The 12,297-nt window shown below is 51.1% G+C and carries 12 protein-coding genes and 1 riboswitch; of the genes, 4 read left to right on the top strand and 8 right to left on the bottom strand.

Annotated elements, in window-relative coordinates:
* Positions 1–28: 28 nt before the first annotated feature.
* The 3 genes from H9Q79_RS16710 to H9Q79_RS16700 form a co-directional block, all read right to left on the bottom strand.
* Complete coding sequence (locus H9Q79_RS16710) at positions 29–544, bottom strand: DNA-deoxyinosine glycosylase (protein ID WP_118646313.1); 516 nt, start codon at positions 542–544, stop codon at positions 29–31.
* The gene (locus tag H9Q79_RS16705; protein ID WP_118646387.1) at positions 525–758 is read right to left on the bottom strand and encodes a hypothetical protein; all 234 of its coding nucleotides are present in this window, start codon (positions 756–758) and stop codon (positions 525–527) included. The genes H9Q79_RS16710 and H9Q79_RS16705 overlap by 20 nt, the downstream gene beginning before the upstream one ends.
* A 232-nt stretch (positions 759–990) precedes the next feature.
* Entirely contained in the window at positions 991–1,770 is a 780-nt protein-coding gene (locus H9Q79_RS16700; protein ID WP_249328764.1) for an SDR family NAD(P)-dependent oxidoreductase, read from the bottom strand.
* Between the two features lie 212 nt (positions 1,771–1,982).
* On the opposite strand from H9Q79_RS16700, the gene H9Q79_RS16695 reads away from it, so the two are divergent.
* A complete protein-coding gene (locus H9Q79_RS16695) occupies positions 1,983–2,840 on the top strand; it encodes a helix-turn-helix domain-containing protein (protein WP_249328763.1) in 858 nt (285 codons plus the stop codon).
* Between the two features lie 103 nt (positions 2,841–2,943).
* On the opposite strand, the gene H9Q79_RS16690 is transcribed toward H9Q79_RS16695, so the two are convergent.
* Positions 2,944–4,122: a phosphoribosylaminoimidazolecarboxamide formyltransferase gene (locus tag H9Q79_RS16690; protein WP_118646319.1), complete on the bottom strand. Its 1,179-nt coding sequence runs from the start codon at positions 4,120–4,122 to the stop codon at positions 2,944–2,946.
* A gap of 12 nt (positions 4,123–4,134) precedes the next feature.
* Positions 4,135–4,848 (bottom strand): IMP cyclohydrolase, encoded by a 714-nt coding sequence (locus tag H9Q79_RS16685; RefSeq protein ID WP_118646321.1) that lies wholly within the window; start codon positions 4,846–4,848, stop codon positions 4,135–4,137.
* A 60-nt stretch (positions 4,849–4,908) separates the two neighbouring features.
* Positions 4,909–4,987: riboswitch (ZMP/ZTP riboswitch) on the bottom strand.
* Positions 4,988–5,161: 174 nt separating this feature from the next.
* Here H9Q79_RS16685 and H9Q79_RS16680 point away from each other — a divergent pair.
* Genes H9Q79_RS16680 through H9Q79_RS16670 form a run of 3 tightly spaced genes read left to right on the top strand, consistent with a single transcriptional unit; the run spans position 5,162 to position 7,784 of the window.
* Complete coding sequence (locus tag H9Q79_RS16680) at positions 5,162–6,139, top strand: Gfo/Idh/MocA family protein (protein ID WP_118646323.1); 978 nt, start codon at positions 5,162–5,164, stop codon at positions 6,137–6,139.
* Between the two features lie 35 nt (positions 6,140–6,174).
* Positions 6,175–6,966: an SDR family NAD(P)-dependent oxidoreductase gene (locus H9Q79_RS16675; protein WP_118646325.1), complete on the top strand. Its 792-nt coding sequence runs from the start codon at positions 6,175–6,177 to the stop codon at positions 6,964–6,966.
* Between the two features lie 11 nt (positions 6,967–6,977).
* Positions 6,978–7,784 carry an SDR family NAD(P)-dependent oxidoreductase gene (locus H9Q79_RS16670; RefSeq protein WP_249328762.1) on the top strand — a complete coding sequence of 269 codons (807 nt, stop codon included), beginning with the start codon at positions 6,978–6,980 and terminating at the stop codon, positions 7,782–7,784.
* 118 nt (positions 7,785–7,902) lie between these two features.
* On the opposite strand, the gene H9Q79_RS16665 is transcribed toward H9Q79_RS16670, so the two are convergent.
* From H9Q79_RS16665 to glyA, 3 genes are all read right to left on the bottom strand, one after another.
* Positions 7,903–9,021 (bottom strand): sialidase family protein, encoded by a 1,119-nt coding sequence (locus H9Q79_RS16665; RefSeq protein WP_118646331.1) that lies wholly within the window; start codon positions 9,019–9,021, stop codon positions 7,903–7,905.
* Between the two features lie 73 nt (positions 9,022–9,094).
* Complete coding sequence (locus H9Q79_RS16660; protein WP_249328761.1) at positions 9,095–10,933, bottom strand: hypothetical protein; 1,839 nt, start codon at positions 10,931–10,933, stop codon at positions 9,095–9,097.
* A gap of 77 nt (positions 10,934–11,010) precedes the next feature.
* Complete coding sequence (gene glyA / locus H9Q79_RS16655) at positions 11,011–12,249, bottom strand: serine hydroxymethyltransferase (RefSeq protein WP_283245087.1); 1,239 nt, start codon at positions 12,247–12,249, stop codon at positions 11,011–11,013.
* Between the last annotated feature and the right edge of the window lie 48 nt (positions 12,250–12,297).

The raw sequence follows: 12,297 nt of genomic DNA, 5'->3' as shown, positions 1-12,297 counted from the left end.
TGAAAATTCTTCCATTCAGATAACGCTATTATACCCCATTTTCCATAAAACTCAAGCAAATCTTCCATTCGCTCTTCAGTTTTTCCAGATTCCAAGCTGCATTCGCCGGACTGGTGGACGGGAGCTTCACCGCCTCGCGCCCAGTCAAAGGATAGAGATATTTCCTATATAACTGATAAGAGGTGCCACCGTTGCAAAAAATACAACGAATTGGAGCCGCCTCCAATATTCTGCCGATCTCGTTGGGCACGACCTCACGAATGCTGCTGTCGCTGGAACCCGTAATCACACAGGAGGCGATTACATCCCAGACGGCGATGTGGCGTTGCAGAAGAAACGCCTTTTTCTCTTCTGTCGTTACCGGCACCTCTGAATCAGTGATACCGGCCAGCACTTTCCAGAAACGGTTCTGGGGATGGCCGTAGAAAAAACCGGCTTCTCTGGATTTTACCGATGGAAAGCTGCCCAAGATCAGTATTCTGGAAGCACTGTCGAACACCGGCTCTATGGTATGTACCTGATTCTCAGGATGGTTCTTCTTCATCAAATTCGACAATCGTATAATACCCCCTGCTGGTCTGATTGATTTCCCTGACAATTCCCTTCGTGGACTTCAGCCGTTCATAGGCCTGGTAATTCCTGCTCATGGCGATGGCCGGCACGATCGTATAATAATAAGAAGTCGGAAGAGCACTTTCCGTCACTGTAATTTCCTGCCCCGCCTCTAAGAGCCCGTGACGCTCCATTTTAAATTCCATGGTCCGCACAGGATCACATCCTTTCTTTTAAATCTTTGTCTTTCAGTATAGCACAAAATATATATTTTCGGAACAAAAAAGGCGGTAATCCGCCAATTATGTAATGCTAGAGACAATTTCAGAATAGCCGGAAAAACCCTCCCGCCAGGCCCGGCTGTCTACGCCAGGGCCTGACGGGAGGGTTTTTCGTGCAGATTTCCACCCACTTCCACCTCACCGCAAACTGAATTATTTACCAGGCTGTCCATCCTCCGTCTACTACCACATTCGCACCAGTAGTAAAAGAAGCCGCATCCGAGGCCAGATAGACAAATGCTCCGGCGATCTCCTCCGGACGGCCTACGCGTCCAAGCATGGTTTTCTTAGACATTTCTTTCATGAAATCTTCCGGCGGATTTTTCCTCGCATCCGGGAACGGCCCAGGTGTCACGCAATTAGTCCGGATTCCATAAGATGCCAGATGAGCGGCGCAATAGCGGGTAAACTGTGCTACTGCTGCTTTTGCCGCGCCGTAATTCGGCGGATTATTCTGTCCGCTGTCCCCGTAGATCCTGTAATCTGGTGATACCAGGCCATACATGGAACAGGTATTTACAATCGCGCTGTTTTCGTTCTTTTTCAGATAGGGGATCGCTGCCTGGGTCGCACGGAACACATAGCCAATGCAGCCGTCAAACATGCTGTTCCAATCCTCATAGCTCATTGTCTCTAAATTTCCGGCTCTTCCATAGCAGGCAATATTCAACAGCGTATTGAACCCGCCAAATTCTGAAATACAGGTGTCATATGCCGCCTTGATTTCATCAGTGCTTTCCAGATTACACTGAAAGCAAACACAATTGGGATTCTCCCTCAGATCCTGAATGTAAGGTTCGCTCCATTCCGGGAATACGTCCGCTACAACTACCTTTGCCCCCTCGTTCAGAAACGCCCGTGTTATAGCGCTTCCCAGATACCCTGCGCCGCCGAAAATGACGACTTTTTTCTGCTTCATTTCAAAAATACTTCCCATTTCCTGCCTCCTCTGTTTTGTGGGTGAACATCCTCATACAGATCACTCATCGTACCTACATGTTACTCTATTGCGCCCGCGGAAACAATAATTAGAACAGACGGATATGCCTTTTTTTTGTCCCTTTTGGACTATCCAGCAATCCCCTTTTTGACAATTAGCAGAAAGAGCGCTATACTTTAAAAAAAGCGGATTAAGGAGGAGCTTGATTTATGGAACGTGTTGAACTGGATATCCGATATGAAAATTCACATTTTACAATTCTATGTAAAAATTCCCCTACAGACGCCCCCGCTTCTTATGTGCAATATCTGCATACCCACCGGCTGAGTGAGCTTCACGGCATTATTTCCGGACAGGGAATTCTACATACAAATAACGGGCAGCATTTGTTAAAGCCTGGCGACTGTCTGCTCATAGGCCCATTTGTTCCCCATTATTTCAGCCTGGACCCGGGAAGCACGCTGGTGCGTCTGGAAGCGTATATCCGAGCAGACGGCAGCGATCCGGCAGATCTGTACTCATCGATCATCAACCGGTCGGATGTGCGCATCTGGTCCCTGGATGATGCCGCCTTTTCCTATTTCCGCCAGGCAGTCGAAGAGCTGTCTGCATGCCGGGCCGGATATCTGGAAGCAGCTTCCGCCTACCTGACTCTGCTTCTTACAGAGCTGCTGCGGCAGAATAATTCCTACCTCTCCTCATCGGACCAGAAGGAAAGCAAATCCACGCTGGAATTCCAGATTGCAGCACAGATCGATGTGTTCTTCTCAGAAAATTACAATCAGCCGGTGACGATTGATGACCTTTCAGAATATCTAAATGTCAGTTCCAGACAAGCCCAGAGGCTGGTATACCGATACTGCGGCACCACCTTCCGCCAGAAAATCATTTTTATCCGCATGGAATTTGCCAAACGGTATCTGGAAGAGACAAAGCTTCCCATCGCACAGATTTCAGAGCTTATCGGGTATGAATATCCCAGCAGCTTCTGCAAAGCCTTTTACAAACAGCTGGGCCTGACCCCGGACAGTTACCGCAGACAGGTTCACGAGAGTATAAACGCATAATCAAGAGGCTGCTGCAAAATATATCCTTCCTGCAAGAACTACACTTGCAGGAATTCATATTTTGCGGCAGCCTCTTTTCAATCATCCGGCTTCCCGGTAAGAATCAGTGATGGAACAGACGGATTCCTGTGAAGGCCATTGCCATTCCATATTTATTGCAGCATTCGATCACTGCATCATCACGCACGGAACCTCCTGGCTCTGCTACGTACTGCACACCGCTCTTATGCGCTCTTTCGATATTGTCGGAGAAGGGGAAGAAGGCGTCTGAACCAAGTGTCACGCCTGTCATCTGATCCAGCCAGGCACGTTTTTCCTCTCTCGTGAAAACCTCTGGCTTCTCCTTGAAGATCTTCTGCCATGCGCCGTCAGCCAGAACATCCATGTACTCCTCGCCGATATAAACATCAATCGCGTTATCCCTGTCCGCACGGCGGATGCCGTCTACGAAGGGCAGGTTCAGCACCTTCGGGCACTGGCGCAGCCACCAGTTGTCGGCCTTCTGCCCGGCAAGGCGGGTACAGTGAACCCTTGACTGCTGTCCGGCGCCAACGCCGATCGCCTGTCCATCTTTGACAAAGCAGACAGAATTAGACTGAGTATATTTCAGGGTAATCAGGGAGATCTTCAGATCTCTCAGCGCTTCCGCAGGAATGTCTTTCTTCTCTGTCACTACATTGGACAGGAACGCATCATCAATCACCAGTTCCTGCCTGCCCTGCTCAAAGGTAACGCCAAACACTTCTTTGTGTTCCAGAGGCGCGGGCACATAATTCTCATCGATCTGGATTACACAATAATTGCCGTTTTTCTTGCTTTTGAGAATCTCTAATGCTTCATCGGTATATCCAGGCGCGATCACTCCGTCCGAAACCTCTCTTTTAATCAGAGAAGCCGTGTCTTTATCACATATATCTGACAGAGAAACAAAATCACCAAAGGAAGACATCCTGTCAGCGCCTCTTGCTCTCGCATAGGCACATGCCAGCGGTGAAAGCTCGCCCATATCATCCACCCAGTAAATCTTCTTCAGAACATCGCTCATGGGAAGGCCTACGGCGGCTCCTGCAGGAGACACATGCTTAAAGGAGGTCGCCGCCGGAAGTCCTGTGGCTTTCTCCAATTCACGCACCAGCTGCCAGCCGTTGAACGCATCCAGAAAATTGATATATCCGGGCCGTCCGGAGAGCACCTGAATGGGCAAGTCGCCGCCGTCCGCCACATAGATCCGGGACGGCTTCTGGTTGGGGTTACATCCATATTTTAATTCCAGTTCCTTCATGAAAATTCCTCCTCAGCAATTTTTATTAACAATTTTAGTCTCATATTTACCGGTTGCAATATCGATATAGCGGACGAATAGGGATACTTTGTTGTCCTCATTCAGGCTGTCCCACAGCATATCTGTAAAAGCGCCGATCTCATCAGGAATGGCCACCAGCTTCGGCTCGCCCTCAAAGCTCGGCAGCGGGTTACCGTCATGCATATAGGTATGGATAAAATGCCCTTCCCCGGCCACACACTCATTATATGCAAAAGTAAAGCGGTTGCACTGTGCCGGATTACCGTTGTTGCTCTTCAGAATCGAAAGGGCATAGCTGAAGGTTCCGTTCTCCACATGCAAAATGCCGGAAATCCTCGGCGTATAATTGGGAGCGTCAGGCTCAAATTCACGGATGCGCAGAGACTGTTCAAAGGTCAGCTGTTTGTCCATTCCCTCATAAATCGTATCCGTCTGATCCCCATTCGTCACAATTGTCTTATTGCCCAAAACGCGCACCGGCGCATAAATGATCAGGCTCGGGTCTGTCAGCTTCGAGGGGTCAAATGCCTGCGTGCGGATGCCCTCGCCATCTTCCACAAACACACGGTTTCTGCTGTTTTCACTTCTGCCCATGATAAAATAAGCAGTTACGGCTGATTTCCCATCCCCGGACCGTCCGATCACGATACCTCTTCCGGGATAAGAATTACTCTTCAGATCCTGTTCCAGTGATAACATTTCCATGAACTCTTCTCCTTTTCTCACTTGTTAACGGGTTTAAAAAAAGACCATACACACTCCAAGCAGATATGCCCAGACGGTCGGCCTCAAATCATTATACTTCCTGTGGTCAATTCCACTTCCGTCAGTCGTATAATTCAATTTTACCTTAACATCTTCCTCCAAAAATGTCAACAAGATTTTCCTTTTATCTCATCGTCCTATCCGGACAAAAGCCGCCGATTTATGTCTGAAAAGCATATTGACTTCATCTTTGTATCCTGTATAGTGAGAGTAGGATATTATTCCGGAAAATATAAGAAAACGAGGTGTCACTATGTCCAATCAATTTCCACTCGGAGACAAAGAACTGAAAATCGGTATCCTCGGCATGTCTGAGGGCAACGCGCATCCCTTCTCCTGGAGCGCCATGTACAACAATTACAACAAAGAAGAAATGGACAAATGGACGAGGGAGCTGTATCCCACAATTCCTGCATATCTGGGCAAGCAGCCGTCTGAGACTCTGGCGATCCCGGGCGCTCACATCACTCACATCTGCTTTACAGGCTATGCCGACAGGAAGATGGCTGAGAACTGCGCGCGCGCTTCACTCATTCCCAATGTGGTGGATAAGCCGGAAGACATGATCGGCGAAGTCGATGCCGTTATCTGTGCCACCGATATCGGCGCTGAGCACATCGAGCGCTGCCGTCCTTTCCTGGAAGCAGGGCTGCCCATGTTCATCGATAAACCTCTGGTTGATAATGAAGAAGATCTGAAGACATTTGTAAAATGGCGTGATGAGGGAGCACATTTCATATCTTCCTCCTCCATGCGCTACAGCAAGGCTATGGAGCCCTTCTATGAGAACCACTACGAGTTCGGCAAGCTCCGCTACATCTGCAGCCCCATGGCCAAAAAATGGGAAACCTACGGAATTCACGCGGTTGAAGGCATGTTTAACCTGCTGGGACGGGGATTCGATTCCGTGCAGAACACCGGAACCTATGAGAGCACCATGGTCCATCTCCACCACGAGAGTGGCTGTTATGTGGACATTCCCATGGGAATCGGTATGGCCGGACTTGGAATCATGATTCTGGGTGAAGGCGGCTCCACCTTGGTCAAGGATGGCGACTCCTATTACGCATTCAAGAAACAGATGGACAACTTTGTGCACTATCTGCGCACCGGGGAAGAACCTTGCCCGTTCGAGGATACAATCGAGATGATGAAGATTATCATCGCCGGAATCCGCAGCCGTGAAGAAGGCGGAAGAAAAGTAATGCTTTCTGAAATCAAAGAACGGTAAACCTCAGACCCCGGACGAAAATCAGGAGATAAATTATGAATATTCTTGACAAATTTTCACTGGCCGGTAAGCACGCTCTTGTGACTTATCCGGAATATACTTACGGCACAGAGATCGCTGCCGGACTGGCCGCTGCAGGCGCAGCCGTCTATCTGGCAGGCCCGGATCAGGAAGCCCTTGACCAGGCGGCGGCAGACATGCAGGCTGCAGGCGTTTCCGCTGCCGGCACCTTTATCTACTCTCAGGAGACAGAGGCTGCCGCTGCCGCGCTGGCTGCGTCAGTAAAAGCCGCCCTTCCTTCTCTGGACATCTTCGTGGACAACAGCTCCGGCCTTCAGCTGGAGGGGTGGAGCCATTCTTTTGAGGAGATTTACAATAATCTGCGCATCACACAGATGGGCATGATGCTGACAGTCAAGCATTTGGGAGAAATCATGGCAGAGCAGGGGCACGGTTCGATGATTTTTGTGTCCGACTATGCGGCTCTGGTAGGCTGTGATCCTCAGAACTACAAAGACTGCCCGGAATATGCCCCAAAGGATTTTTCAGTAGATTACTGCTTTGTCAAGGGCAGCTATGTCAATTACGCAAGGCAGGCCGCCGGTTACCTGGGCGCTCATAACTGCCGCTGCAACTGTATCGCCTATGGCCCGCTGGCAGGCACCAAGCCTGAGGCGTTTGAAAAAGCCTTTATTCGTCACTCGCACATTAAACGTCTCGCCAACGGCGATGACGTTGCACAGGCAGCCGTTTTCTTCGCCTCTGACGCGTCGGAGTTCATCACGGGCACAACGCTGGCAGTGGACGGCGGCTACACGGCGAAATAGGAGGCGCATCTATGAATACATTTGATTTATTTTCTTTAAAAGGAAAGACGGCCCTGATCACCGGCGGCCGCGCCATGTACGGTAAGGGCGCGACGCTGGCTCTGGCAGACGCCGGCGCAGATATCTATCTGGCCAGCCACTCCATCGAATCCGCACAGGAATTCGTCGAAGAGCTGAAACGCGAAAAGGGCGTAAAGGTAGAAGCTATCCCCTTCGAGCAGGGTGACATCGACAGCATCCGCAATCTGGTGGATACCGTCATACAGAAAGCCGGACGCATAGACGTATTCATCAACTGCAGCCGCATTCTTCCCCAGGGGGACGGCGGTGTCGGCTGGTTTCAGGATGAGAAGCAGATGGACGAAGGCGTCCGTGTCAACACCGCGGCATCCCTTTACATGACCACCCTGGTAGGCGATCAGATGATCCGGCAGCACAGCGGTTCTATTGTCACCTTCGGTTCCATGATGGGCCTGATCGGCGTGGAGGAGCATAATTACGACGGCAATCCCGGCATGGCTGCCGGAACCTTCGGCCACATTTATGCCGTGGACAAATCAGGTGTTTCCGCCTGGGTACGCCATGCCGCCAGTTATTACGGCCAGTACGGCGTCCGCATTAATGCGGTATGTCCCGGCGGCCTTCAGTCAGACCGCACCAATCCCGTCTTTGCAAAGGAGTACAGTAAGCACACTCAGCTGGGACGGCTGGCCAACGGAGACGACATCAAAGGTCCCATCGCATTCCTGGCCTCTGACGCATCTGCTTATCTGACAGGACTGAGCATACCGGTAGACGGCGGCTATACCTGCATCTGACACTTCCGGCAAATGATCTTATTAAAAACCTCCGAGCTGAAACCTCTTCAGACTCGGAGGTTTTTTCTCCGGCACCTCTCCGTGGAGGCTTCCAATTGGTCAATGAGGAATCCCAAAATTACAGTTCGATCCTGGTGGCCGCTATCTTGGCCTCCCCGTTCTCCTCAAACCAATGCGTCATCAGAAGCTCCTTTTCCGACAGCCGAACCGCGCTGGGCTGCCCGAATTTCAGATAAGCGAATACATCCGCGAACTTATCATTTTTCACCACCGGGACGCCCGGCTCCCAGAGCAGCTTCTTTTCTTCCGTTTTCCATTCCCCGTGTTCCAGCAATACCCGGCATCCGTAGATTCCAGGACGCTCTGTATCTCTTCTGCAGGCGTGCAGGGACAGAAGCTCGTTGCCGCCCAGGGCGCACACACTGGACGCCTGTCCCATAATTCCCGTGTCTCTGGGCTCTGAAAATGTCTTTCCGTTGTCATGTGATACCGTATAATGGTTCGTCATGCGGCGGCCGACCGCCGTATCTTCATTCCAGGCGATCACTACCAGATCCCCGCTCGCCTCCAGCTGGCACAAACGCTGCTCATAGCACAGTACCGTATGACCCGGAAAATCCATGCAGACAGTCTCGTCCTGCCAGCTCTTCCCCTGGTCGCTGCTGCGGAGAAGCCTGCCACAGTTCACTCCGGCCAGCCTTCCGTCCCAGCCGGGAAATCCGGTGATGGGAGTTACCCAATCCCCATCTTTTAGCACCGTAACAGGAGCCGATGCCTCCGTATGCCCGTTCCAGGCAGTGGGAATCACCGACGGCTCCGACCAGCTAACGCCGCTGTCCCGGCTTTCCGCCCAGAACACCTCGTCCTCCAGCAGGCCGCCTGTCTCCGGGTTGCCCAGGGGGCAGTCCGGGTCCTCCCTCCGGAACCGGTATCCCAGAACGATCAGACGCCCGTCTCCAACTCTGGTAATTTTAGCCACATCGCTCACCGGCACTCTCTCACGCTCCGCAGAAACCTGTCCCGAAAACATCCGGATCGGTTCAGACCACGTTCTCCCCCCGTCATTGGATCTGGCCAGATAACTGGTCTGGTCTACGCTCTCCATCGCCTGGCCGATTGCAAAGGCCGCCGCCAGTTCGCCGCCATCCAGAAGGCACAGATTGGGGAAATACGCTTTCCTGGCCTTCAGTTGGGGAAGCGGATTTTCATATATGATTGAACATTCGGATACTCTCATTGTAAAACCTCCCAATATAAAGAACGGAGGCTATTTTCTCCCAAAAGGGCACAGCCTCCGTCAATTAATTTACTTAATTATGCTTTTTCCGCTTGATAACCACGGTTGACAGAGTAATCAATACACCGCAGCCTGCCACGGCTAATACAATCCAAAAATCCATATGATTCTCATCACCTGTTTTCGCGTTAACCGCGCTGGCTGTCTTAGTTCCGCCGGCACCCGCTGCCTTCGTCGGAGTAACTGTACTCTCCGACCCTCCCGGGGTAATGACCGCTTTCTTTTCAAGGCCTTTGATAGCATTCTCTATTGCCGCCGCCATGGCGTCAACCTCTGACTGCCTGGAAACATCCATATCCCGGATTACGCCACTGACAGCAGCATCAACCGCTGAAAAATCTTTATAATCATTCTTATTCAGGGCTTCAGCCTTCTTTACCGCTTCATCCACCTTGCTGTAATCTGCCCGTTCCAGCATAGCGATCTCTTCTGTCCTTGTATGGCTGCTGTCATTCCTGCAGGTAAAAGTCTTCACACCCCCTGACGTGACCGTAGGTGCCGTTGTTATTACTCCCTCGTCCCAGTCATGGATCGCGTTAATCGCATTTCCGGTCACCTCAAACAGCGAATTACATCTGCTGCTGATTTCACCGTCATTTTTGAGAGCCGTTCCTTCCGTCTCCTTCACCGTCCCCAGGTTCTCAAGTACACCGGCATTCACAGAAACTGCCCCATTCAGCAACACCGTTCCGTGATTGATTAATTTACCGTTCAGAATCACTGCAGCAGCTTTCGACAGATCCAGCGTCACATTTTCCGAAATCATGACCTCTGAACCGGCCGGAATCGTCAGGGTCTGCCCTTCTGACAGCGCCTCATCCGCAGCTACCGTATAGATACCGCTCAGCACAACCATTTGATCCGAACTGTGTAAAATCTTTCCATTTACAGAAGTACCTTCCCCGCAGGTCACCGTACCGGCACCTGAAGCACGCAAAATCGCGGTTCCCACCTCTTCCCCGCTGAGCACTGCCCCGTTTTGGACAATGATATTTCCCGTATACTGATCCGGATAAGACGTAAAGGAATTAGCTCCATAGGACGTACCGGAAAAAGAAACACTGCCTCCGTCGATCACAATATCACTGTCTGCGCTGATGCCGCAGCTCAAAGTGCCTTCCGCCTGATAACCGGCATTGGATATCAGCGTCAGATTACAGTCTTTCAGTTCCGTTACATACTTTTTATCCAGATTGAGACCACGGATACAAGCTCTGGCCGGAGTACCAATCACCCCACTGGGACAGTCTGTGGAAATCGTACCGGTACAGGCAGTCAGATAAACCCCTCCGAACCGGCTGCTGAGCGCTGCGTTCGGAGCTGTGACATCCAGCTCAGTATCTGCGATAACCAGATTTTCATTATTCGCATGGAAGGCGTTAATGCCCGACACTGCTTTTATCTTGCTTCCGGAAATATTCATCCCGTCGTAACAGTTCAAAGTAACGCCGCTGGATGTTAAATCCATCTCGCAGTCAGTGATAGTGAGATAAAATTCGCTCATGATACACGCGATGGATCCGCTTCCGGGATCAGACGGCTCATTGACTGCCGTGAGCTTACAGTTCTCAATGCTGATATCACGCTCACTGTGGATCGCGTAATCCTTTCCGGTGATCGACAGCGACGGTCTGGAATCCGCATCTCCCACGCCTTCAATGTTCAGATACCACCACTTTTTATCAAAGCTTCCCCTGTAATCATATCCCAGAGACGCATTTTCTGTCTTTAAACCATCGCTTGTGGTGGCGCCAATCGCGTTCACACTGCCTGCCGCCAGTTCCAGATTCAGGTTGCAGTCTGCCACAATCGGCCCGCCGTTATAGCCGTCCAGCCTCAGTTTATGTATCATTTCCACTTCATTATTCCTGTTGGTAAACTCCTCTGAGCCGAGATACTGCCAGCCGGACGTTCCGCCCTTACTTCCTCTCACATCAACGGATATTTATCCGTCAGCGATTTCACATTTGCTTTCGCCTGTTCTGCGTTGCTCTCCGGATCCTTCAGCATTATGGCTATGGTTTCCGCGATCAGATCCATATCCTGCTCATTCATCCCCCGGGAAGTGACAGCCGGGCTTCCCAGACGCAGGCCGCTGGTCACAAAAGGTGATTGGGGATCGTTGGGAATCGTGTTCTTATTAGCTGTAATATTCACGCTGTCCAGGAGATTCTCCACTTCTTTTCCCGTCTTGCCGATGGCCGCCAGGTTCACCAACATCAGGTGATTGTCCGTGCCTCCGGACACCACCGGAATTCCCCGGCTGATCAGGCCCTTGCAAAGCGCTTTCGCATTCAGCACAACATTTTTTCCATATTCCTGGAACTCAGGACTCAATACCTCCTGGAAGCAGACCGCTTTGGAAGCGATCACATGCATCAGCGGTCCCCCCTGGATTCCCGGAAATACCGCCTTATTCAGCTTGTGTTCCTTCGCAAATTCCTCACTGGACAGGATCAGGCCGCCTCTTGGACCTCTCAGCGTCTTATGCGTGGTAGTCGTAGTCACATGCGCATAGGGAATTGGGCTGGGATGCTGCCCGGTAGCCACAAGCCCCGCAATATGGGCAATATCCACCATCAGATACGCGCCCACCTCATCCGCTATCTCACGGAACCGCTTAAAATCAATCGTTCTGGCATACGCGCTGGCGCCTGCCACAATCATCTTCGGCCGGCATTCCCGGGCGATGCGCTCCACCTCATCGTAATCAATGAAGCCTTCCGCATTAACCCCATAGGGTACGACTTTAAAATAGGCGCCGGAGAGATTTGCCGGGCTTCCGTGCGACAGATGGCCACCCTCCGAAAGGTTCATGCCCATCACGGTATCCCCTGGCTGAAGCAGGGCAAAAAATACTGCCATATTTGCCTGCGCGCCGGAATGAGGCTGCACGTTAGCATAGGTACATCCAAAAATCTTCTTGGCACGCGCTATGGCCAAAGCCTCCACTTCATCTACGCACTGGCAGCCTCCATAAAACCTTTTTCCCGGATATCCCTCTGCATATTTATTGGTAAGGGGGCTTCCCATAGCTGCCATAACCGCTTTAGAAACCCAGTTTTCTGATGCAATCAGTTCAATATGGCTGTTCTGACGGGCCAGTTCTGCCATGATCAATTCGGCAATTTCCGGATCGACCGCTCTTACTTCGTCCAATGAATACATTGTAATCTGTTCCTCCTAGAGATACTTTTGTAGTTCCCGTGCAAACAC

It is taken from the genome of Wansuia hejianensis, assembly GCF_014337215.1.
Classification (GTDB): domain Bacteria; phylum Bacillota; class Clostridia; order Lachnospirales; family Lachnospiraceae; genus Scatomonas; species Scatomonas hejianensis.
The sequence above is the reverse complement of the archived record's forward strand: the minus strand, read 5'-3'. Positions and strand labels throughout refer to the sequence as shown.